The sequence below is a fragment of the Pseudomonas serbica genome (genome assembly GCF_028823535.1).
GTDB classification, from domain to species: Bacteria; Pseudomonadota; Gammaproteobacteria; order Pseudomonadales; family Pseudomonadaceae; genus Aquipseudomonas; species Aquipseudomonas serbica.
In genome coordinates this window covers 225,599-248,953 of sequence record NZ_JAQIYM010000008.1, presented here as the reverse complement: position 1 = coordinate 248,953, position 23,355 = coordinate 225,599, and the positions used below count along the sequence as shown (strand labels likewise).

Below are 23,355 nucleotides of genomic sequence, written 5' to 3'. Positions count from 1 at the left end.
AGCGTGCGGCGGTGATATCACAGATGATTTATTGTGATGGTGATGTCAGTGACAAATATAGTAATACCTGTCGGCGCCGCAGCGTCTATTTCGAGTAGTGAATTCATATCTATAATCTATGTAGCGTCGTCGGCAAATGATGTTTCGCGATAATTGATCCACAACAGCTCTCGTTGTGTTCCCCACAGGGGCGCATTATTGAATTGACGGTTCCCTATCATCGTTTACGGTGAGTGAGTTACACCAATCGCAGTCACGTGGCGTTACTGACGGAGTATGGAACATTAACGGTTCCTCAGAGTGGGGTTGATTTGATGTGCCGAGCTGCGAATGAGGGGGAACGAGCAAATCGACCATCTGTTGAATAATTTCAATCATTTCCTGTCCTGCACCGAAACAGGCCTTGACCCCAAGGTCCAGCAACTGACGCGCATCGGCCTCTGGAATGATTCCCCCCACGATTACCGATATGTCGAGTTCACATTTTTTCAACAAGCTCAACAGTTCAGTGAGTAATTCTTGGTGCCCCCCCGCCAGGCTCGAAATCCCGATCAGGTCCACTTGGTTTTCTTCATCCAAGGAATCCAGTAACTGAATCGGTGTTTGAAACAAGGGCAAAAGGCGCACTTCGAAGCCGGCATCGGCAAGCGCCGCAGCAATGAGCCGAATACCGCGGTCATGTCCGTCCTGGCCTAGTTTGGTTAGTAGAATTCTCGGCGGCCGAGCCTGGTGCGCGACAAAGGTCGAGAGGCGCGCACCTACCTGCGCCCAACCCGGGTGGTCACTCACAGAGGGACCGTAAAAGTCTGCATGAAAGCTCAGGTCCTGCCGGAAGCGTGGCCATACCTTTTCCAGGGCCTGGGTGCATTCGCCGAGGGTCGCCCGCGCCCGGATGGCAGCGATGGTCTCCTGCAGCAGGTTGCCCTGACCGGAGCGAGCGCACTCAGTGATCGAATCCAGAAGAATTTGAACCCGAGCAGTGTCGCGAGTCAGGCGTAAGCGATTAAGGCGTCGGCACTGTCGGTCGCGCAGTGCCTGGCTGTCCACGGCTGACGCAGACGCTGACTCTGGCGCCGCGAGCGCTTGCTCACTTGCAGCAACACGCCGTTGTATTCCACGATCAAGTCGGACCTGGGTGGCTAAGGCTTGAAGGTGGATGGCCTGACTGATCCAACCGGACGCTATCGACTGGAACACCCCGCCCTGGGCATCAATTTCTGCCATCCGTTGGCGAACCTGCACAGCTATTTGCGCCGTCAGGGATTCCATCATGTAGGACCCCGCCCACGGATCGACTACATCACAAAGTCCGGTTTCCTGCTGCAGGATATGCTGGGTATTGCTGGCCAACCTGGACGACGCCTCACTGGGCAAGGCCAAGGCTTCGTCCCAGGCATTGGTGTGTAGAGACTGTGTACCGCCAAATACCGCGGCCATGGCCTGGACGGTGGTGCGCGTAACATTGTTGAGCGGATCCTGAGCACAGAGCGACCAGCCTGAGGTCTGGCAGTGCATGCGCAGTGCCCGGCCTTTTTCACTCTGCACGTTCAGGGCCTGGGTGATTTCAGACCAGAGCAGACGGGCCGCGCGACACTTGGCGATTTCGGTGAAAAAGTCGCTGCCGATGCCGAAAAAGAAACTGATTCGTTCACAAAAACTTTGCAGGTCCAGCCCGCTTTTTTGCACCTCCTCGGCATAGGTCCTGGCGTTGACCAAGGTCAATGCCAGCTCCAGCACCGCATCCGCACCGGCCTCCTGAAAGTGATAGCCGGACACCGAAATCGGGTTGAAGCGCGGCACGTGTTCGTTCAAGTAGCCGATCACGTCCGTGGTAATGCGCATTGAGGATTGTGGCGAAAAAATGTAGGTGTTGCGTACCGTGAACTCTTTGAGAATATCGTTCTGGATCGTGCCGCTGAGTTGAGTCGCAGCGACGCCGGATTCTTCGGCGGCAACGATGAACGCTGCCAACACCGGCAGCACTGCGCCGTTCATGGTAAGTGACACCGACACCTGGTCCAGAGCAATGCCCTCTAGCAGTTCGGCCATGTCCTCGACGCTATCGATGGCGACACCAGTCTTGCCGACATCCGCCTGCCATTGCAGATCACTTGAGTCGTAACCGCGATGGGTCGGCAAATCGAAGGCCAGTGATATACCCGTTGCGCCCTCGGACAGACGTTGCCGCAGACGCTGATTGCTGGCGTCGGCACTCGCGAATCCGGTGTACTGGCGCACGGTCCAAGGTTTTTCCGGGTACATGCTCGAATAGGGGCCACGCACAAAAGGCGCTTTGCCGGGAAGGCTGTGCAGGTGCTCGAGACCGTCCAGGTCACTGCCGTGGTACACCGGCTTGAGTCGCAGGCCTTCCGGCCGCCAGAGAGGAGGATGGCTCATGGTCGGCTGCAATCGGAGAGGTGGATTTTCCGGGTGAAAATGTCAGCCAGCTTGAAGAGATCGCTGCGTCGATACACTTCACACCAGTGCAACTCTCGATGACCTGACTGGCCGGTGTGCAGTCTGAGCTGCACGCTGTCGCTTATATTGAGGTTACCGTAGAAGTGCAGCTCGCGTTGACGAATGTGGCCGGGGCGGCGCAATCCCAAAAGGGCCCATTCCGCACGTTCGACCAGGGCCTGAAAGTTGGCGAAGTACAGAAGGTCGGCACCGTTGAAGTCGATGTCAGGGCAGGGCGTAAAATCAAACACACGCGTCTCGGTTGATTGACGGTCAATGCCGAAATGACTGCGCCAGTCGTCGCTGTGTATTCGACGATGGTCGGCGTGCAGTGCTTGCAACGCCTCAGGTAGCGGGGTCGCGGGTACTTGAGTGCCGTTCAAACATGCTTTGCTGACACTGCGATTATCGCCCGGTATGTGACGGCTCACAAAGGTGGACAGCAATGCCAGTTGCCCCACAAGTCGATCGCCCAGTCTAACCTCATGTTCGCTGTAATGCCGGGCCTGCCCACCACGCCCGATCCGCGTATGAATCTGGAACGAGCGATTCTCGATGATGGCTTCCAGCTGTAAATTCCACGTTTTGACTGCGGTGAACGCGGCATAGGCGATGCGCCCTTGCTCATCGACGAAATCAGGCAGAGGCCGATCATGCAGTTGGGCCAGTGCGAGCCAATGTTGATGCCCGCATTCTTTCAATAACCAGTTTTCCGACAGACCGGTGAAGGCCAGGTTGGGCATCGAAGCCAGGTAGGTTTCTGAACGTGAGACGGTGAAAGCAGAGGTTGTCGGCATGGTAGGCATCCTGGATCTGCTGTTATCGATGGCCCGTTTGGCTTATCGGTTGCAGTGCTCAGAAGCGAAGGTCGTGCCAGCACGTTGATGGTTTCAAGCTAATCGCTAACTATCTGATAATAAATATTAATTTTTAGTGTCCGATACGCCTTGGCATCGCTGATGGCGTCGCAGGAATTACGTAATTGCGTGGAAATAACGAATTTTCGTAGAGGCTATTACGAGATTGCGTGGTCAGGTGCCAAACCATGCCCACGATCGAATCAGTGCTCCAACTTGATTTCCAGGCGCTTGAACCTCGACGCCAAGGTCGTGGGTTTCAGGCCCAGCAGTTCGGCTGCGCCACCTTTTCCAAACAGTTTGCCGTCGGAGGCCTTGAGCGCGGCCTGCATGTTGTTGCGCTCAAGTTCCCGAATCTGCGCGTCAGTCATGATCTGGGACGAGAGGGAAGGTTTTTGGGTGACGGTGGTTTTAGGTTCGTCGGGCAAGTCCAGGTTCAGATCCGCCCCGACGGAGGTGATCAGCGCGCGCTCAATGACGTTTTGCAGTTCGCGAATATTCCCCGGCCAGGAGTAGCTTTGCAGCCGCTCGATATCGCTGTTACGCAAGCGCCGCCCTGGCATGTTCAGGCGCTTGCCAGTCTGCTTTAGGAAGTGCGCCGCCAGGGGAGCAATATCAATCGGACGTTCACGCAGCGCCGGAGACTGGATCGGGAAAACGTTGAGCCGGAAATACAAGTCTTCGCGAAAGTGCTTCGCAGCAACTTCCTGGCGCAGATCGCGATTGGTCGCGGCAATGATCCGCACATCGACCTTGCGGGTCCGTTCTTCGCCGACCCGTTCGAACTGGCCTTCCTGCAAAACCCGGAGCAGTTTACTTTGCAGCTCCAGCGGGATTTCGCCGATTTCGTCGAGAAACAGCGTACCGCCATCGGCCAGTTCAAAGCGCCCGACGCGATCTCGCACAGCGCCGGTAAAGGCACCGCGAATGTGCCCAAAGAATTCGCTTTCGAACAATTCGGCAGGAATCGCCGCGCAATTGACGCGGATCAGCGGGCTGGCATTACGACGGCTGGCCTGATGGATGGCGCGAGCGATCAGCTCTTTTCCCGTACCCGACTCGCCGTTGATCAACACGCTGGCATCGGTGGGGGCGACCACGTCGATCTGCCTGATGATTTTGCAGATCGGCTCGCTTTGGCCGACGATTTCGCGGAAGTTGTGTTCGATGTGAATTTCTTCCTGCAAATAAGCGTTTTGCTCTTCGAGCCGCTCCTTGAGGACCTTGAGTTCATCCAGGGCATTTTGCAGTTGGGTTTCGGTGCTGCGCCGCTCAGTGATGTCGCGAAACACCACCACCGCACCGACGATTCGGCCGTCGGAAATCACCGGGGTGCTGGTGAACTCCACCGGGAACGAACTGCCGTCACGGCGCCAGAACACTTCCTGCCGTCCTTCGTGAACCACGCCGTCACGCACGGCTTTGTAGATCGGGCACTCTTCAACCGGGTAATGGCTGCCATCGGCATGGGTGTGGTGGTGAATGCGATGGATGTTCTTGCCGATCATGTCATGCGGCTCCCAGCCCAGCATGCGCGCGCCGGCCGGGTTGACGAAAGTGGCCAGTCCCTCGCTGTTGATGCTGTAGATGCCGTCGCCCACGGAGCTGAGCAACAGCTGGTTATCGCGTTCACTTTCCTGGAACAGGTTGAGAATGTTGCGCCACTCGATCAGCCCGCCGCGCATGGTGCGCTCGGTATGGGCCTGGTCACGCTGATATTTCTCATGGCTCAGCTCGCGCATCACCAGAATCAGTTGTTCCTCGCCCTTGATCTGCAAGGTGGTGGCGGAGAGTTCCAGCTCGATGCGTTCGCCGCTCTTGCAATTGCAGCTCAGTTCTTCGGTCCAGCCACGACCTTTGTCCATCACCGCCTGGGTGAACACGATCAGGTCCGCTAGTTGATGGCCAAACAGCTTGCTCACCGGCAGTTCGAGCAGTTCCTGGCGCGGGTAACCGAGCAACTTGCAGGCGGCAATATTCAAGTCGCCCAGTCGATCGGAAAACGGATTGAGCAGCGCGATGGCTTCGGCGCAATGCTCAAACACCATGTGCCGAGACGAATAGGCCAGATCGGCCCAGCCGTTGAGAGAGTCTGTTTCGGTCATGGCTACGAAGTCTCGTGATTGGCCGCTACGAATATTCGTATTTCTACGGGAATGCGTGATTCACCGATAGCATCAGATACGCAATAGAAAACCGGATCAGATTGTCATTCGTAACCTAATCAATCACTTACCACTGCACGGAAAATAATTTTATTTCCTGGCACGGCATTCGCTCTCTCTCCTGTAACCCGGCAGCCAACACAGGCTGGCGTTCAAGCACGAAGCAACTGGAGAGCGACACTATGCCAACCGTGGACATCCCCCATTACAAAGACGGCGACTTCCTAGTCAATTACGAAGAGAAAGTCTTCGAAGACATCAAGGCCGAACCCGGCGAAAAAGTCCTGATTACCTTCCACACCATCGCCTTCGAGGGCTCCATCGGCCTGGTCAATATGCTTCAGGCCAAGCGTCTGCTGCGCAAAGGCTTCGAAACCAAAATCCTGCTGTACGGGCCAGGCGTGCAACTGGGCGTGCAGCGCGGTTTTCCGACCCTGGGCGCTGAAGCGTTCCCTGGTCATCTGGCGGTGAACAAGCAACTCATTCAATTCATGGAAGAGGGCGGCGAAGTCTATGCCTGCCGATTCGCCCTGCAAGCGTTGTACGGCCAGACCGAAAAAGCCCTGATCGAAGGCATCCGCCCGATCAACCCGCTGGACGTGATGGACCTGCGCCTGCTGATGCGCCGTGAAGGCGCAATGATCATCGATACCTGGACTGCCTGATTCACCAACACCCTGTAGGGAGCCGGCAAGCCAGCTCCCACAGGACGATCTTCCGAACACTACTGACCTCAGGACCCATCATGGCCATTATTCGCGCAGCCGCCGTACAGATCAGCCCGGTGCTTTACAGCCGCGAAGGCACCGTGGACAAGGTCTGCCAACAGATCATCGCCCTCGGTCGACAAGGCGTGCAGTTCGCCGTGTTCCCGGAAACGGTGGTGCCTTACTACCCGTATTTTTCGTTTGTGCAGCCGGCGTTTGCCATGGGCGCACAGCACCTCAAATTGCTCGATCAATCGGTCACCGTGCCGTCCGCCGCCACACTGGCGATCGGTGAGGCCTGCAAACAAGCAGGAATGGTCGTCTCCATCGGCGTCAACGAGCGCGATGGCGGCACGATCTACAACGCGCAATTGCTCTTCGATGCCGACGGTAGCCTGATTCAGCATCGACGCAAAATCACCCCGACCTACCACGAACGCATGGTCTGGGGGCAGGGCGATGGTTCTGGTCTGCGTGCCATCGACAGCGCCGTCGGGCGCATCGGCTCCCTGGCCTGTTGGGAACATTACAACCCACTGGCCCGTTATGCCTTGATGGCCGACGGCGAGCAGATACACGCAGCGATGTTTCCCGGTTCCTTGGTAGGCGATATTTTCGCCGAGCAGATCGAAGTCACCATCCGCCATCACGCCCTGGAATCCGGCTGTTTCGTGGTTAACGCCACCGCTTGGCTGGATGCCGATCAGCAGGGCCAGATCATGCAGGACACCGGTTGCGGCCTCGGTCCGATCTCGGGAGGTTGCTTTACCGCCATCGTCTCTCCCGAAGGCAAATTGCTCGGTGAAACGCTGCGCTCCGGCGAAGGCGTGGTGATCGCCGATCTTGATTTGGCACTGATCGACAAGCGTAAACGGATGATGGATTCGGTCGGGCATTACAGCCGTCCGGAACTGCTCAGCCTGTTGATCGACCGCACACCCACGGCGCATGTGCATGAACGCAGCGCGCACGTGGTGGCGGTGGCCACCGAGGAGCTCGATCATGCAAACCAATGAATTACTCGCCGAGCTGCAATGCCATGGAGTGCGTTGGCCAGCGGCGCAAAACGGCCTGTCTCGACAAGGCGGTGCAGGCCCGTCAGACCACAAGGCGCTGACGTTCGGCAGCCGGACCATGATGGTGCCGATCCTCAACCAGGCGTCCCAGGATTCGCCCTATCAGGCGCAACCCACGGCTGATGGCAGTCAGGCGCTGATCTTCCGCGAAGGCTTGCAAGTCGGCCAGGTGCAGATGCCCGGCGTGCCGAAGTTCTACGGTTTGAGCACCGCCGACGGCATTCCCTATTGGAAAATCGCCACGCTGCACAGCAGCGATGTTCTGGCGACCACTGTGTTACAGCACTGCATTCGCTTCAATGACCGCGGCAGTTCCTGCCAGTTCTGCGCCATCGGCCAGTCACTGGCAGCGGGCAAAACCATTGCCCGAAAACGCCCGCAGCAATTGGCAGAAGTGGCGAAAGCCGCAGTGGAGCTCGACGGCGTCAAGCACATGGTGATGACTACCGGCACGCCACAAACCCCGGACCGTGGCGCGGCAATTCTGTGTGAGTCTGCCGCTGCGGTGACGGCTGCGGTCGCTCTACCGATTCAAGCCCAGTGTGAGCCGCCGGACGACGATCGCTGGTTCCAACGCTTGGCCGACAGCGGCGTAGTGTCGCTCGGCATGCACCTGGAAGCAGTCACCGACGAAGTGCGCCAACGGATCATGCCGGGCAAGGCCGAAGTGCCGCTGAGCCGCTATTTCGATGCCTTCAGCGCGGCGGTCGACGTCTTCGGCCGGGGCCAGGTCAGCACCTACATCCTCGCCGGCCTGGGCGACAGCGAAGCGGCGATCAGTGAGATGAGCGAGCGCTTGTGCGCGCTGGGTGTGTACCCGTTCGTGGTGCCATTCGTACCCATCGATGGCACCCCATTGGCCACTCACCCAAAACCCGACAGCGCAATGATGGCCAGACTCTATCCGCAAATCGGTGCCAGCCTGCGTCGTCACGGTTTGCACTCCGATCAGATCAACGCCGGCTGCGCCAAATGCGGTGCGTGCTCGGCTCTGAAAAGCTACGAATAAGCCGGAGAACACCCATGCCGAATCTCGCCTTTGCCTTGGTCGACAGCACCTTCGAACCGTTTCGCGCCGGTGAACTCGTGGTCAAGCCCGCCAACGAATACTGGGAAAAACAGGCCTATTTCGCCCTGCGACGCTCGGTGTTTTCCGATGAGCAACAACTGCTGGTGCAGGACAAGGACAGCCATGATTTTCAGGCGATCGCCATCGTCGCCCTGGCCGGCAATTGCGGCATCGCCGATCAGGTGGTGGGCGCGGTGCGCATCTACCAGCCAGAGCCGGGTCTATGGTTTGGCGGGCGCTTGTGTGTCGCGCCGGCGTATCGGCGGCACAGCATGATTGGCAAGGCGTTGGTCAACGAAGCAGTGTCACGGGCCAAGGAACTGGGCTGCGAGGTTTTCCGCGCGACCGTGCAGGCGCAGAACGAAGTCTATTTTCATGGGCTGCGCTGGCAAACCCTCGAACCGCTGGAGTTGCTCGGGCAGCCTCATTGCTTGATGCAGGCGGATTTGCCGAGCTACCCGTTGATGCCGCGTCAGGTCTCATTGCGTGCGCTGAAGGTGGCTCGCCATGACTGAATTATTTGATTTGGCGGCGCTGCTCGACAGCGTGCGCACTACGCCGGCGATGCGCGCTAAACAGGCTATCCAGCAACCTGCAGCCGTTATCGGCAGCACAACACAAGCGCTGACCCGCGAGCAACTTTACGCTTTGCCCGGCGATGACACGGCAGCGATTGCCTGTGGCGATCATTTTCAGCTGCTGGCCATCGAAGGCATGTTGCCGGACTTCGTCGAGGCGGCACCGTGGTTTGCCGGGTGGTCAGCTGTCATGGCCAATGTTAGCGACATCACCGCCATGGGCGGTCGCGCCACGGCGGTGGTCAACGCTTATTGGCATCACGACGAAGCGGCCGCGCAGCAATTGCTGGCAGGCATTCGCGCAGCGTGTGAAGCCTACGGATTGCTACTGGCCGGTGGGCACACCAGCCTCACCGCGGGTAATCCGGCTGCGCTGGCGGTGGCCATTACCGGCATCGCCCGAAAAATACTGTCGACCTTGCATGTCGGTCCCGGCCAGATCATCGCCATGGCGGTGGACCTTGAAGGGCGTTGGCATGCCGACAGCACGTACTGGAAAGCCTTCGAAGGCATACCCGCCGAACGCTTGCGCAGCAAGCTCGACGTGCTGCCGCGCCTGGCCGAAGCCGAGCGGCTGCACGCGGCCAAAGACATCAGCAACGCCGGTGTCCTCGGCAGCCTGTTGATGTTGCTGGAAACCACCGGCTGCGGGGCGACAGTCGATTTATCTGCGCTGCCCTGTCCTGCGGATGCCGACCTCGCTCGCTGGCTTCAGGTGTTTCCCAGCTATGGCTTTTTGATGACGCTGGATGAGCGTCACTGGCCGCAAGTGCAGAGCGCTTTTGCCTTTGAAGGCGTGCGCTGCGAACGCATTGGCCAGGTCAACGCCAGTGGCACGTTGCGTGTGCAGTCCGGCGCACAACACGGCGACTTCTGGAACCTGCGCGAGCAGCCCTTCACCGGCTTCAGCTATCCCCATCTCGATCTGACCGCTTTAAAACTTAATCAACAGGAGCACTGACATGCCCGCCGTCAATTTCACGATCCGCTGGCCCAATGGCCGGGAATCGACCGGTTATTCGCCTTCGACCGTGATCTATCAATACCTGGAGGAGGGTGCCAGTTACCCGCTGACAGACTTTCTGCAACGCATCGAAAGCGCATTGGTCAATGCCTCGGAACGGGTCAAGCAGGTCAAGGGTTTCTATTGCAGTTCGGCGATGGACACCTTGAGTTCGCTCAAGGGCCAGGCCAGCTACCTGATCGACCCGGCACTCGCAGAGGGCCAGGTGGACATTCTCAGCATGCGCACCGAAGGCGCAGGCCAAGTGATCGGCGCGGGCTGGAGCTCATTCTGATTCATCGATTTTTCCCTTAACCCTTTTCGTTACCCAGGACCGGAGCACACCATGACCAGCCACCTCACTTCAATCAAAACTCCACACCACAGCGTGATCGTCGTCGGCGGCGGTCAGGCCGGGTTATCCGCCAGCTACTACCTGCAACAGCAGGGCATCGATCATCTGGTCCTGGAAAAACACAGCCTGACCCACACCTGGCGCAATCAGCGCTGGGATGCCTTCAGTCTGGTGACGCCCAACTGGCAATGCGCATTGCCGGGCTACAGTTACACAGACGGCTTCAACGGCAGCGATCCTCATGGGTTCATGAAGAAGGACGAGATCAACGAATACTTGGCCGGATTCGTCAAATCGGTCAATGCTCCGGCCCGTGAAGGTGTCACGGTCCAGCGCGTAGTGCCTCGTACCCAAGGTGGTTTCGAGGTGCATACCTCGCAAGGCGAATTCACCGCCGATCAGCTGATTGTCGCGTCGGGCGGTTATCACACACCGATCATCCCGCGTCTGGCCGAACGCTTGCCGGCGGGCATTCATCAGCTTCACTCCGAGCAATACCGCAATCCGCAGGCCTTGCCCGTCGGCAATGTGCTGGTCGTTGGCTCCGGGCAGTCGGGTGCGCAAATCGCCGAGGACTTGCACCTGGCCGGGCGCAAAGTCTATCTGGCTGTCGGAGATGCGCCACGTTGCGCACGTTTCTACCGGGGCAAGGACGTGGTCGACTGGCTGGCGGAAATGGGTTACTACGAGATTGGCGTTGATACCCATCCGTTGCGTGAAGGCGTGCGCGATAACACCAACCACTACGTGACCGGTCGCGATGGTGGCCGTGATATTGACCTGCGCAACTTTGCCCGCGAAGGCATGGAGCTGTTCGGTCGGCTCGACGGCTTGCAAGGCACGCGCCTGCAATTCGCCAACAACCTGACCGAGAATCTGGACAATGCCGATGCGGTGTACAACCGGATCAATGGCTCGATCGACAAGTACATCGAGCAACAGGGGATTGATGCGCCTCCTGGCGAGCGCTACCAGCCGAGTTGGGTCCCCGTGCAGGAGCGTAGCGAGCTGGATCTGGTGAGCGAGGGCATCACCAGCATCATCTGGTGTATTGGCTTCAGTCCGGATTTCACTTGGGTCGAGGCGCCGGTCTTCAATGGGCGTGGCCATCCTGGCCATCAACGCGGAGTGACGGCACAGTCTGGTTTGTACTTTCTTGGATTGCCGTGGTTGTACACCTGGGGATCAGGACGTTTCTCGGGTGTAGCGCGGGACGCAGAGTACCTGGTACAGCACATTATCGAAGGAGCGCTTGAAGGCACCTCACGCAAACGACGTTCAGTGGCGGGGTAGGCCACCAAATCCTCTGGCGTGTGTGAGCAGGCCAGAGGCGTTTGCTTCTAGCTCCGTGGATGGCTGAAACAAAGTTTATCGTGCATCCGTGTGCTGGGGATCTGGAGGATGACCGAAGCCCGCCCAAGGCAGCATCGTTCTCGTATCCATCACGATTTCCGGAGGACGAGCAGCATGGGGCGGCGTCAGCAGTTGTAGGCAGAGTACTAGATACGCCATCGGGTTCATGAGCGCTCCGGGAGGAAAATCCAACCCTTCCGACAGTGTCAACCATCGGAAGGGACAAGTGCGATGGTGTAAGGGGCAATCAGCTTTTATTGCTCTTATAACGCAGGGCGCGTTCGGTGAAATCGGCATATCCCAAACGACGTTCGAAGGTTTCGAAGTCTTCGAGAAGAAGGTCCGATCGATCCGCATCCGGATCGCTCTTGTATTGTTTCAGCGCAACTTGAAGCGCCTTGGTCACTGCCAGCAGGCAGAAGCCGTAATCAATGACTAGATCCGCTGCGCCGTCCCATTCATCACGATGACGAACGCAGGGTAGATTGATCACGATGTACTTGCCGGGAACTTTCTGTTTGATTTCCCGCAGGGTCGCAGGATCTGCACCGTTGGCAAAAAAGTGGGTGATCCCGATACTGGCGAATGCTTTTAAACGTTCGACGCATTCGTCGACGTCATGCGTGGCCCAGATGGCGTCAGTTCGAGCAATGATCAAGAACTCAGGGTTGCGTCGAGCATCCAAGGCTGCTTGCAGGCGCTGTAGCATCAATTCAAGTGGAACCAGCTTTTGTTCCAGATCCGTGTGTTTTCCACCAGCATGATCTTCAATGTGAATGGCCGACACGCCAGCCTCTTCAAACGCCCGTACTGTTCGCCAGATATTGGCAGGGTCGAAAAAACCGCCCTCGGCATCGGCAATCACCGGCACGCTGACGGCGCTACTGACAGACTTGGCATGACGGGCCAATTCCTCGAGCGTCAACACGCCGACGTCGGCAAGTCCGAATCCGGCTGCGGCTGTTGCATAGCTGCCAACGTAGACTGCCGGGTAACCTGCCGCCTGGACGAGCATGGCGCTCAAGGCATCATAGGCCCCAGGTATCACTAACGCCTTTGGACCGCAGAAAGCCTCGGTCAGCGGGTAAAAGCCTTTCTTTGCATGCATTTCAACTCTCCTGAAAAAGGACGGCGCTAGGGGCATTGATGTTTCAGCTTGAGGTAAGGAATGAGCCCGCCAGCCTCGAGAACCAATAAATCCGAGGCACTGAATGGCTTGAAAGTCAGTTCAGTGCCTCGACTGAGATTGATGACCCGGCGCTCTTTCCAATCCACTTCTATTTCATCCCAGCGGCTCACCAGTCGGGTGATACCCGGGCACTCGATTTGTGCGAAGCCTTCGGCCATTTCGCCCCACCAGTAACCCGGGGAAAAAGATTCTGCGATGACGGCTGTTATGCCCAGATTGCGCATGGCTATCATTGGCGGATAGTGCGGATGGCCGTAGCCGAAATTGGCTGCGCCGACTAATAGATCACCCGGCCGCACTCGCTCGGCAAAGTGCTCGTCGTAAGCGTTCATGGCCACCTTGGCCAACACCTCGGCATCGCTTATCCGGATGTTTTTGACGCCGACGATTTGATCGATATCGAAGTTTTCTTCTTCAAATACATAGGCGACGCGGCCGCGCAAATTGACCAAACTCATGACGAATCCTCAAAGGTAATGACGAGGGTCGGCTACCTTGCCTTCAATGGCGGCCGCCGCCACGGCAGCAGCGCTGCACAGATAGATTTCGGAGTCGGAGCTGCCCATCCTCCCGCGAACATTCAAGGTGCCGGTGGAGACTGCGCGTTGTCCTGCGTTCATGGTTGCAATGCGCCCATAGCAATAATCGCAACTGGGCGAGGAGATGAATGCACCGGCCTCGACCAATGTGGTCAGCAACCCTTCTTTAGCTGCAGCTGCCATGATCTGTTGACTGGTGGGCACCACGTAGAGTGAAAACCCGGGCGCCAGCGTGCGGCCCTTGAGAATTTGCGCAGCAATGCGCAGGTCTTCGAGACGGCCAGAAGCACAGGAACCGAGGTAGCCGACATGCACATCGAGGCCGAGATAGTCAGTCAGATCGCGGGTACCAGCGGAGCTGGGCGGAATCACTATCAAGGGTTCGATGGTGCCGAGGTCGATGGTGTGGACCGCCCGGTAGCGAGCATCCGCATCGCTGTAGACCGGTTCCAGCACTTTGCGCGACCTGGAACGGGCGTAATCGAGCCTCACGGCATCCGGTGCGACGATCGCGGAAATCGCCCCGGTGAACATGGCCAGCCCGGTGATGGTCTGCAAGCCTTCCACCGACAGGCTGGCGAGCCCACTCCCTGCCAGTTCCATTACGCAAAACTGGCACGCGCTGGGCCCCAGGGTTTTGACCAGATGGTTGAGCACATCGCGGGCCATTACGCCTGGCTGCAATTGGCCAATGAAGTCGACACGTACCGTCTCGGGCACACGCAGGGAAACGGTGTCCTGAACATAGGCTTCCAGCATGTTGCGGTGAATACCCAGGGCGAGTGTGCCGAAGGTGCCCAGTTGTGAAATATGCGGGTCGAAATGCACCGCCAATGCGCCCGGTACGGCATAGCCGACTTCCGCCGCGACCTGATGGCCAATGCCCCGACGTTCGAATACTTCAACGCCATTGCGCTTCGCCCAGTCACGGGTTTCTGTATGGAATTGTTCTTCGTCCGGCGTAATAGCGGGAATCATATGGTCGATGAAAACACCAAAGCGAGCCGGTTCTTTTACCTGTATGACCTGAAACTCGCTTTCCATTTCCTTGAAGTAACGATCGGTGTAACCGGGGAAGTCATATGCCAGTACGAAGTCTGGTTTTACTTGAACATCATCACCGGCATTGACTGTCGCCAAGCCTGCAGTTCGGGCCAGTATTTTCTCAGTCATGGTGTAGCCCATCGGAATACTCCTGCACGAGCGTAAAAGGTATAAGGGGTTGAATGAAGTATTGGATTTTTGGCCTAGGCAGACAAACGCATAATTCTTATCGCAGCTAGTCACCCGGCTGATTGATAAATCAATGGCGGGAGTTGAAACGCAACAACTGCATCCTTCGATGCAGTTGTCTTTTCGCGCAATTCAGCGAAGTTCTCAGGCCACTACGGCGGTGACCCGCGGTTCAAGACGTACAAAACCCACCAATAACAGGGCGCCGATCAGGAGCATCGCAGCGATGACGAACAGACCGTTATCCAGGCTGCCGGTATTGGTTTTGATCAGGCCAAGCATGTACGGACTTACCACGCCGCCGAGCAGGCCAATGGTGTTGACGAATGCGATGCCGCCCGGCGCAGCTTTGCTGGACAAATAGCACATGGGCATCGCCAATGTGATCGGCATGGCCGAAAACACCGCGGTGCTGGCTAGGGTCAACGACAACATCGTCAACAGAAAGCTGCCATGGACGAATGGTAAAAGAGCCAGCCCTACCGCTCCTAACAGAGCGCAGGCAGCCGCATGCCAACGACGCTCCATGGCTTTGTCCGAGTGTCGCGAAACCAGCACCATGCCGATGGCCGTGGCGCCGTAAGGAATGACCGACCACAGTCCGATTTCGGTTGAGGTCTTGATACCGGCGTCCTGCATGAGCATCGGCATCCAGAACGACACCGAATAAATCCCGCAGATAACGGTAAACCACGCGATAGCAATGTAATAGATCACCGGATCGCGAAGCGCGTCGATGAAGCCGTGGCTCGCTTTCGATGTCGGTGTAGCAAGCTTGGCGGTGATCTGAGCTTTTTCTTCTTGAGAGAGCCAGGTTGCGGCTGAAGGACGATCAGGTAATAACAACAACGCCAAGACGCCGAGCAACACCGAAGGCACGCCTTCCAACATGAATAACCATTGCCAGCCGTGCAGGCCGCCGGTTTCGTCCATCGCGTCGAGGATCCATCCGGAAATCGGTGCCCCAACAACGCCTGCAATGGCAGCGCCGCTGAGGAAAATAGCAGCCATTTGCGCCCGGCGGGCAGGCGGATACCAGAGCGTGAGATACAGCAGGACTCCTGGCGCGAACCCGGCCTCGAAGATCCCGAGTAGCAATCGCACCAGGTAAAACGATGTCGAACTGGTCACCAGCATTGTGCAGCAGGAAACCAGTCCCCAACAGATCATGATTCGGGCAATGGTCAAACGTGCGCCTATTTTATTCATCAACAGATTACTGGGTATCTCGCACATGAAATAACCGACAAAGAACATTCCCGCACCCAGGCCATATACCGCGTCCGAGAAGTTAAGGTCGGCCTTCATTTGTGCGGCGGCAAATCCTATATTGACCCGATCAAGGTAGGCAAATACGTAGCTGATAAACAGATAGGGAAGTAAGCGCCAGGTTATTTTTCGATAAGTGGCATCTAGTAGGTCGGCGTGTCCGATGGCGTTTTCAGGGTGCATTAGTTTGTCTCCGGCAATTATTATTGGAGGAACGAGAGAGCATTAACGCTGGTTTAATAATCGTTTAAATCAATGGCTGCTTTTTTCGGGCGCACGAACTCCTTCGCTAGTTAAGCGTCAAACTCTCAAGTTCACGGCCTTGTGAGTGTTTAAAGGTGGCTGTCGAATAACAGATTAATGTGATGTTTAAGCGCCATCCGCATCGGGTGATGACGTTGCGTGAGAGGGCTTACTGAGCTTGCATGCGCAACGCGGCATCCAGCCGTATCACCGAGCCGTTCAGCATCGGGTTTTCGATAATTGCCCGTACCATCGCGGAGTATTCGGAGGGCTTTCCGAAGCGATGAGGAAACGGAATGTCAGCGATGAGTCGATCTTTGATTTCTTCATCAATCGATTCAAGCATCGCCGTGCCGAACAAACCTGGGGCAATAGCCATTACCCGAATGCCATATCGTGCGAGCTCCCTGGCCGCCGGGAGGGTCAGGGACACCACACCTCCTTTGGATGCGGCGTAAGCACTTTGGCCGATCTGGCCTTCGTAGGCAGCAATCGAGGCGGTATTGATGATGACGCCGCGTGCGCCGTCAGTGTCGGCGATGTTGTCTTTCATGGCATCCGCCGCCAGACGTAACCAGTTAAAGGTGCCCAGGAGGTTAATGCGGATGACACGCTCAAAATCACCCAACGATGCCGGACCTTTTTTGGAAATGATCCGCGCAGACGGCGCAACACCTGCGCAATTGACCAACACTGCGGGCAGTCCCACCGTATCTATGATTCGTCGCATGGCGGCATGGGAAGCGTCGTCATCGGCCACATCACAAGCGACCGCTATGCCATCGACGGCGTGGGCGACTTGGTTCACGGCTTGTTCGTTGAGGTCCACGATCACCACTTTGGCTCCTCGTTCGGCCAAGTCCATGGCCGTGGCTTGGCCCAGGCCTGAGCCGCCACCTGCGACAATTACTACTTTATTGACGATATCCATCCTTTCGCTCCCGGGTTGCTGGTTTAGTACAAGGTGTCGACGAATTGCGTGAACGCGTGCAACGGTGCACGCTCGGCAACAAATGTGTTTTCCGCGGCATTCAAGTCGCCGTAGCCGAGCGCCATGCCGCAGACCAGTTTCTGATTGTCGGCGAGGCCCAGGCGACGGGCGATAACGGCCTCGTATTTCACAAAGGCCTGCTGGGCGCAGGTGTCCAGTCCGTAGGCTTTTGCCGCGAGCATGATGTTCTGTAAAAACATGCCGTAATCGAGCCAGCGGTTGCTATCGAGGTCTCGATCAATGGTGAAAAACAGACCGACCGGGGCGTCGAAAAAAATGAAATTGCGCGACGTCTGCCTGAGCATTCCCTGTGTGTCATCACGGGTGATATCGAGCGATTCGTAAAGATCCCGCGCGACTTTGCGCCGCCGGGAGCGATAGGGCTCACGGACGTGATGAGTTTGTGGCTGTTCCTCTTGATCGTCGCTGCCGGCAAGTGCCAACGACTGCAGCTCGAGACCGAGATTGATTAACGGCGCATCGGTCAGCACCCACACCTGCCAAGGCTGGACGTTCGAACCACTCGGTGCACGCGCAGCGAGCTCCAGCACCTGCTCGACCGTTTCCCGTCGCACCGTGGTTGGCAAAAAAGCGCGCACGGAGCGACGGGACGTAATGACCTCTCGGGCACTGAGTTCCGCGTAGTGTGCCTTCAGGGACGGCTGTTTTGTTTCCATGATGACCTCATCGTTCTGGCATCAGCACTGGGCTGGCCATGTTCAGATTCGCCAGTTCGTACCCTCGCTCGAAATCCTGGATATGCTTTTCCATCCACTCCCGGGCGTTCGCTGCGTCATGGGCACGAACCGCCTGGTAAATCTGCTCGTGTGCGGTCAAAAGCCGCTGGCCCGCATTAAGACGTGACATCACGGCATAAAAAGGCGGATAGAACAGGGTGCTCAACGGTGCACGGGCCATTTGAATGGCACGATTGCGTGTGGCCGTGGCGACCAGTTCGTGAAACTCGATGTCCAGTTCCACCAGGCTGGCGCTGTCCTCCAACGCCTGTCGTGTCGCAGCGAGATTGGCTTCGATGGCGGCGAAGTCCTCGTCGTTGCCGCGTACCGCTGCGGCGGCTGCTGCTGCAGGCTCCAGGGCGTACATCGCTTCCCACAATTCCTCAAACGTCACCTGGTTCAGCACCATGGTCGCGGTGAGGCGCTGGGAAATATCTCCCGAATGGGGAATCGAGGTAATCAGCTTGCGTCGACCCGGTTCCCGTTTGACGAACCCGTTCTGTTCCAGCACGCGGATGGCTTCGCGAATGGTCGAACGATTGACGCCCAGCTGTTCCGCAAGCCTGGATTCGGCCGGCAGGATGTCCCCGGGCGTAATTTCCCCGGAGATAATCCGCTGCTCGATCGTTCGAGCCACCATGCGGAAGCTGGACTCTGTCGGGTCGCAATTAACAGGACGTGCCATGGATGGACTGTTCTTCAAGGGTGAGTCTCTTTTTTTCAAGTGCCCTGAGTGCGCTGCGCTGGATCTTGCCTGTCTGGGTCTTGGGCAGCGCGTCGACGAACTCAATGGCGCGTGGATATTTATAGGGAGCGGTTATCTGTTTGACGTGTTCTTTCAGATGTCGGACCAGTTCCTCACTCGGCTTTGTACCAGGACGCAGTATCACGAAAGCCTTGACGATTTCACCCCGTTCCTCATGTGGCGTTCCAATGACCGCGCATTCAAGGACGCTGAGGTGAGAGAGCAGGGCGTTTTCAACTTCGGTTGGGCCGATGCGGTAGCCCGCTGAATTGATGACATCATCGCGCCGGCCACTGTAGAAGAAGTATCCGTCCGCGTCTCGGCTTCCGATGTCTCCCGTGATAAACCAACGCTCGCCGTCCGCCTCGATATACGACTCGCGGGTACGCGCTTCATCCTTGTAGTAGCCAAGCATCAGCAGCGGATTGGGGACGCGCACCGCGATATCCCCTTCGCTGCCCCTAGGCAGTCGTCGCCCTTGCGCGTCAATGATGTCGACATCGCTGCCCGGCAAAGGCAAGCCCATCGAACCTTCACGGGTCGGAATGCAGGCATAGTTGGCCAGGGTCATGAGCGTTTCGGTTTGGCCGAACGCTTCCATGACCTGGATGCCGGTTTTTTTGTGCCACTTTTCGGCCACAAAGGCGTTGAGTCGCTCGCCGGCCGATACGGTGTGGCGCAGCCGTGATAGGTCGAAGCTGGCCACATCTTCATCCACCACGCGAAACAGCTCGGTACCGGGCGCGCAATAGACGCTGACGTTGTACTTGGCCAGTAAAGCCAGGCGCTGCGCGGGATCAAACGGGCCATCGTAGAAAAAGGTGCAGGCTCCGGCGCTCCATGGGCCGAACAGGATAGACGTACCGGCCTTGCTCCAACCGACGTCGGCGGTGCACCAGATCACATCGCTGCGATCCAGGTCGAGCCAGTATTTCGCAGCTTCGCGCCAGGCATACAGGCTGCGCGCGGGGTGCAACACGCCTTTGGGCTCTCCGGTGGAGCCACTGGTGTAATACAGAATGGCAGGATCGTCCAAAGACAACGCGGCGGTTTCGAAGGCGCCGTCGGCTTCGATCATCGCGTTCTCAAAGGATTCGAAACCCGGCGCGATTCCCAGCGATAACCTGACCGGTACTTCATTCAGCACATCGACGAACTTTTCCGCATGTTCAGCCCGGGCTACCACGGCGCGCACCTCGGCGTGACGGACGCGGTAATTGATGTCCTTGCGGGTGAGCATTTCAACGGAAGGGATCGGAATCGCGCCCAACTTCAGGCAGCCGACCATCGCCACCTGCCAGTCCGGAATGCGCGGGAGCATGATCAACACCCGATCGCCCCGGCGTATGCCGCGTTTGGCCAGCACCGAAGCGAACCTGTCGGTGAGGCGTGACATGTCGGAATAGGATAGGTGGATTTCCTCGCCTGCAGCATTGGCCCAGATCAGTGCGGGACCATCGGCTTCACGCGCGTAGCGGTCGACAACGTCTGTGCCGAAGTTAAAAGTCGACGGCAGCGCCCATTGAAAGTCCCGGTAGGTCTGGGTGTAATGAACCATATTGCGGGCCATGATTGTTCTCCTCGAGCTTCATTATTCTTGTTCGTCAGCAGCATTGAGCGGGATCAGATCACCTGCGCTCGTCGCCACTCTTCAAGTTGCACGCTGCTGTAGCCAAGTGGACCAAGCACCCGTTCATTGTGCTCACCCAGCAGTGGCGGCGGGCTTCTAAGGGAGCAGGGTGTCATCGAGTACTTGACCGGAAATCCCAGCTGCGGGATCAAGCCTTCCACAGGGTGTTCAATGTGCTGGAGCATGTGTCTATGACGCGCCTGCGGTGCTTCGAGGGCTTCGGCGATATCGAGTACTGGCCCGACAGGCAGGTCGATACCCTTGAAAGTGTCGACCCAGGCATCACGAGACCGGGTGGCGAACAAAGTGGCCAGCACTTGCTTTTGCAACAAGCAGAGGTTGCCGGTTGGCCATTGTTCATCCTTGAGTTGATCCAATTGCAGATGCTCGCAAAAACGCAGCCAGAAATGCTGCTCGATCAGCCCCAGCGCGAAATACTTGCCATCGGCGCAGAGGTAGACGTTGTAGCAAGGGGCCTGGCCGATAAAAGGGCGCTCGCCACCTCTGGGCTCGATGTCCGCAAACAATAGATCGGCTGCATGCAGCGCCAGCCAGGAAATCGCCCCGTCATGCATCGATACATCCACCAGTTGGCCCTTCCCGGTACGGTGACGGGCGTGCAGTGCCGCAAGAATGCCAGTGGTGGCCATCAGTGAGCCGCCGCCCACGTCGGCGATCGACAGCCCAGGCACGATTGGCCCTTCGCCGGCCCTGCCGAACAGTTGCAAAGCACCTGCCTCAGCCATGTAGTTAAGATCATGCCCGGCTTTCAGATGGTCGGGACCATCCTGGCCGTAACCCGAAATGGCGCAGTAGACCAGGCGTGGATTGATCTCATTTAACGTCTCGTAGGACAGGCCCAGGCGGCGCATGACCCCGGGACGGAAACCCTCGATCAAAACATCCGCCTCACGCACCAGGTCGAGGAGGATCTGTTTGCCCGGTTCGCTTTTCAAGTTGAGCGTGACGCTTAGCTTGTTACGGTTGAGCAGCAGAAAGGATCCTGATTCCACTTTGTTCAGTGGCGTGAACGCACGGTTATAATCCCCGGTAAGCGGCTGTTCGATCTTGATGACATCGGCGCCAAGATCGGCCAGCATCTGCGTGCAGAACGCTCCCGGCAACAAACGGGTCAGGTCCAGAATCTTCAACCCTTCGAGGGCCATACCTTCAGGTTTCATCGTGGATTCCTCGCTCAGCATGCTGTCCAGCCGCCATCAACGGCCATTGAATGACCGGTGACATAGGTGGCTGCCGAAGAGGCCAGGAACAGACTGGCGCCCACAATTTCCTGTGGCTCGCCGAAACGTCCCATGGGGGTGCGATCCAACACCCGGCGCCCAAGCACCGGATGGGTGCGCAGGCCTTCAGTCAGGTCAGTGGCGAAATAGCCGGGTGCAACGGCATTCACTCGTATGCCTTTAGGTGCCCACTCCAGGGCCAATTGGCGGGTCAACATTTCGACCCCGCCCTTGGCAGCGCAATAGGCGGTGGTTTTAGCCAAGCCGACCCGACCCGCCACTGAGGTGATGTTTATGATCGAACCCTGACCTGCGTTGAGCATGAATTGCCCGACGTGCTTGCACGTAAGAAACACACCCGTGAGGTTGACGTCGAGGATCTGCCGCCACTCCTGCAGGGTGGTTTTTTCCGCAGACTTGTACCAAGGGTTGATGCCCGCGTTGTTCACCAGAACGTCGATCTTGCCGTACGTTTCATGCACTGATTTGCTCAGCGTTGACACGCTGTCTTCATCGGCGATGTCAGCCACAAAAGCAGCGGCTTTGCCACCGGCCTCAACAATCTCGCTGGCGGCGATATTCAATTGCTCGAGATTGCGCCCCACCAGAATCACGGTGGAACCCTGCTTCGCAAACCCATCGGCAATAGAGCGCCCCAGTCCCCGGCCACCGCCGGTGACGATTACCACTTTATCCGCGAGGTCTGTGAACACGGCCGCAGGGGGACAAATGGCCTGGTTCATTGAACAGTCCTCCCCAGACGACGAGCGATACTCCAGCGATGCACCTCGGAAGGACCGTCATAGATACGGAATGCGCGGACATCGCGAAAGATCCGCTCAACTTCGGTATCGGCAGTGACACCCATGCCGCCGAGCACTTGTACGCAACGATCGACAATTCGCCAGATGGCCTCCGAAGCATGCACTTTGACCATGCTGCTTTGCGCGCTGGCGCGTTCGCCGGTATCGAGTAACCAGGCTGTGTGCCAGACGCTCAAGCGGGTGGTGTGCAAGTCGATCTCGTTATCGGCCAGCATGAAGCCGATACCCTCGTGAGCGACGAGGGGTTGACCAAAGGCCTCGCGTTTCTGCGCATAGGCCACAGCGATATCGTGGGCCCTTTGGGCAGCTCCCAGCCAACGCATGCAGTGGGTCAGGCGCGCCGGAACGAGGCGTACCTGTGCGTAGCGAAACCCTTCACCGATTTCGCCAAGTACGTCCGCTTTGGACACCCGCATGTTCTGCAGCCTGACTTCAGCGTGGCCGCCGGTGAACGATGAATCAAGCGTCTCCATCGCGCGTTCGATGCGAAAACCCGGATTGGGCAAGTCAACCAGGAACATGGTGGCACCGACATCCACGTCGTCCACGATCGTGCGGGCCATGATGATGGTGAACGCCGCACCGTCCGCACCGGTGATCAGCCATTTACGACCATTGATGACGAAATCGTCGCCGTCGTTGATTGCCGTGGTCTTGAGCAGTGTCGGATCAGAGCCAGCCCCCGGTGAAGGTTCGGTCATACAAAAGCAAGAACGTGTTTTGCCTTCTGCCAAAGGCTTTAACCAGCGTTCCTTTTGCTCGGTGGACGCGACCGTTTGCATCAAATGCATGTTGCCCTCATCGGGCGCGGCACAGTTCAACGCCACGGGCCCCAGCATCGAGTAACCCGCCGCTTCGAAAATCACGGCGCGGCCAATGTGCGGCAAACCAAGGCCACCCAAAGAAGTGTCAACATGGGGGCTCAGCAAGCCTGTTTCGCGGGCATGCGCGATCAGCTCACTGCGCAACTCGTCGCTGGGCCCATGGGCAGTGCGCCGCGGGTCTTTCTCGTAGGGGATGACCACCTCTCGAATGAAAGTGCGGGTCTTGTCTCGCAACTGTATGAGTGAGTCGGGCAGCGTGAAGTCCATAGC

General features: G+C 57.7%; 21 protein-coding genes. 7 read left to right on the top strand and 14 right to left on the bottom strand.

What is annotated here, in order from left to right:
• Window positions 1-195 precede the first annotated feature (195 nt).
• The 3 genes from scpA to NQL71_RS15205 all read right to left on the bottom strand — a co-directional run bounded on the left by scpA (window position 196) and on the right by NQL71_RS15205 (window position 5,419).
• Entirely contained in the window at window positions 196-2,397 is a 2,202-nt protein-coding gene (scpA, locus tag NQL71_RS15215) for a methylmalonyl-CoA mutase (protein ID WP_274642951.1), read from the bottom strand.
• Complete coding sequence (locus tag NQL71_RS15210; protein WP_274642950.1) at window positions 2,394-3,263, bottom strand: Pnap_2097 family protein; 870 nt, start codon at window positions 3,261-3,263, stop codon at window positions 2,394-2,396. The genes scpA and NQL71_RS15210 overlap by 4 nt, the downstream gene beginning before the upstream one ends.
• Before the next feature lie 254 nt (window positions 3,264-3,517).
• Window positions 3,518-5,419: a sigma 54-interacting transcriptional regulator gene (locus NQL71_RS15205; protein WP_274642949.1), complete on the bottom strand. Its 1,902-nt coding sequence runs from the start codon at window positions 5,417-5,419 to the stop codon at window positions 3,518-3,520.
• A gap of 242 nt (window positions 5,420-5,661) precedes the next feature.
• Here NQL71_RS15205 and NQL71_RS15200 point away from each other — a divergent pair, with 242 nt between their 5' ends.
• From NQL71_RS15200 to NQL71_RS15170, 7 genes are all read left to right on the top strand, one after another.
• On the top strand, window positions 5,662-6,144 hold the full coding sequence (locus NQL71_RS15200; RefSeq protein ID WP_007969977.1) for an MSMEG_0572/Sll0783 family nitrogen starvation response protein: 483 nt from the start codon (window positions 5,662-5,664) through the stop codon (window positions 6,142-6,144).
• 80 nt (window positions 6,145-6,224) lie between these two features.
• Window positions 6,225-7,202 (top strand): Nit6803 family nitrilase, encoded by a 978-nt coding sequence (locus tag NQL71_RS15195; RefSeq protein WP_274642948.1) that lies wholly within the window; start codon window positions 6,225-6,227, stop codon window positions 7,200-7,202.
• A complete protein-coding gene (locus tag NQL71_RS15190) occupies window positions 7,189-8,271 on the top strand; it encodes an MSMEG_0568 family radical SAM protein (protein ID WP_274642947.1) in 1,083 nt (360 codons plus the stop codon). The genes NQL71_RS15195 and NQL71_RS15190 overlap by 14 nt, the downstream gene beginning before the upstream one ends.
• 14 nt (window positions 8,272-8,285) lie before the next feature.
• On the top strand, window positions 8,286-8,846 hold the full coding sequence (locus NQL71_RS15185; RefSeq protein ID WP_274642946.1) for an MSMEG_0567/Sll0786 family nitrogen starvation N-acetyltransferase: 561 nt from the start codon (window positions 8,286-8,288) through the stop codon (window positions 8,844-8,846).
• Window positions 8,839-9,870: a sll0787 family AIR synthase-like protein gene (locus NQL71_RS15180; RefSeq protein ID WP_274642945.1), complete on the top strand. Its 1,032-nt coding sequence runs from the start codon at window positions 8,839-8,841 to the stop codon at window positions 9,868-9,870. The genes NQL71_RS15185 and NQL71_RS15180 overlap by 8 nt, the downstream gene beginning before the upstream one ends.
• A 1-nt stretch (window position 9,871) precedes the next feature.
• The gene (locus tag NQL71_RS15175) at window positions 9,872-10,207 is read left to right on the top strand and encodes an MSMEG_0570 family nitrogen starvation response protein (protein ID WP_274642944.1); all 336 of its coding nucleotides are present in this window, start codon (window positions 9,872-9,874) and stop codon (window positions 10,205-10,207) included.
• A gap of 51 nt (window positions 10,208-10,258) precedes the next feature.
• Window positions 10,259-11,560: an MSMEG_0569 family flavin-dependent oxidoreductase gene (locus tag NQL71_RS15170; protein ID WP_274642943.1), complete on the top strand. Its 1,302-nt coding sequence runs from the start codon at window positions 10,259-10,261 to the stop codon at window positions 11,558-11,560.
• Between the two features lie 307 nt (window positions 11,561-11,867).
• Here NQL71_RS15170 and NQL71_RS15165 read toward each other — a convergent pair whose 3' ends face one another.
• The 11 genes from NQL71_RS15165 to NQL71_RS15115 all read right to left on the bottom strand — a co-directional run bounded on the left by NQL71_RS15165 (window position 11,868) and on the right by NQL71_RS15115 (window position 23,352).
• Window positions 11,868-12,728: an isocitrate lyase/PEP mutase family protein gene (locus NQL71_RS15165; protein ID WP_274642942.1), complete on the bottom strand. Its 861-nt coding sequence runs from the start codon at window positions 12,726-12,728 to the stop codon at window positions 11,868-11,870.
• 26 nt (window positions 12,729-12,754) lie between these two features.
• Window positions 12,755-13,267 carry a 3-isopropylmalate dehydratase small subunit gene (locus NQL71_RS15160; RefSeq protein WP_274642941.1) on the bottom strand — a complete coding sequence of 171 codons (513 nt, stop codon included), beginning with the start codon at window positions 13,265-13,267 and terminating at the stop codon, window positions 12,755-12,757.
• A gap of 9 nt (window positions 13,268-13,276) precedes the next feature.
• Window positions 13,277-14,533, bottom strand: a complete 1,257-nt coding sequence (locus NQL71_RS15155) for a 3-isopropylmalate dehydratase large subunit (RefSeq protein WP_274642940.1) — start codon at window positions 14,531-14,533, stop codon at window positions 13,277-13,279.
• 192 nt (window positions 14,534-14,725) lie between these two features.
• Window positions 14,726-16,033, bottom strand: a complete 1,308-nt coding sequence (locus tag NQL71_RS15150; protein WP_274642939.1) for an MFS transporter — start codon at window positions 16,031-16,033, stop codon at window positions 14,726-14,728.
• Window positions 16,034-16,262: 229 nt separating this feature from the next.
• Window positions 16,263-17,024: an SDR family NAD(P)-dependent oxidoreductase gene (locus NQL71_RS15145; RefSeq protein ID WP_274642938.1), complete on the bottom strand. Its 762-nt coding sequence runs from the start codon at window positions 17,022-17,024 to the stop codon at window positions 16,263-16,265.
• Between the two features lie 23 nt (window positions 17,025-17,047).
• Window positions 17,048-17,761: a nitroreductase gene (locus tag NQL71_RS15140; RefSeq protein WP_274642937.1), complete on the bottom strand. Its 714-nt coding sequence runs from the start codon at window positions 17,759-17,761 to the stop codon at window positions 17,048-17,050.
• Window positions 17,762-17,768: 7 nt separating this feature from the next.
• Window positions 17,769-18,506, bottom strand: coding sequence for a FadR/GntR family transcriptional regulator (locus NQL71_RS15135; RefSeq protein WP_274642936.1), 738 nt, complete (start codon window positions 18,504-18,506; stop codon window positions 17,769-17,771).
• The gene (locus NQL71_RS15130; RefSeq protein ID WP_274642935.1) at window positions 18,490-20,136 is read right to left on the bottom strand and encodes an acetate--CoA ligase; all 1,647 of its coding nucleotides are present in this window, start codon (window positions 20,134-20,136) and stop codon (window positions 18,490-18,492) included. Before NQL71_RS15130 ends, NQL71_RS15135 begins: the two co-directional genes overlap by 17 nt.
• Before the next feature lie 53 nt (window positions 20,137-20,189).
• Window positions 20,190-21,377 (bottom strand): CaiB/BaiF CoA transferase family protein, encoded by a 1,188-nt coding sequence (locus tag NQL71_RS15125; RefSeq protein ID WP_274642934.1) that lies wholly within the window; start codon window positions 21,375-21,377, stop codon window positions 20,190-20,192.
• Window positions 21,378-21,391: 14 nt separating this feature from the next.
• The gene (locus tag NQL71_RS15120) at window positions 21,392-22,180 is read right to left on the bottom strand and encodes an SDR family NAD(P)-dependent oxidoreductase (RefSeq protein WP_274642933.1); all 789 of its coding nucleotides are present in this window, start codon (window positions 22,178-22,180) and stop codon (window positions 21,392-21,394) included.
• Window positions 22,177-23,352: an acyl-CoA dehydrogenase family protein gene (locus NQL71_RS15115; protein WP_274642932.1), complete on the bottom strand. Its 1,176-nt coding sequence runs from the start codon at window positions 23,350-23,352 to the stop codon at window positions 22,177-22,179. Before NQL71_RS15115 ends, NQL71_RS15120 begins: the two co-directional genes overlap by 4 nt.
• Between the last annotated feature and the right edge of the window lie 3 nt (window positions 23,353-23,355).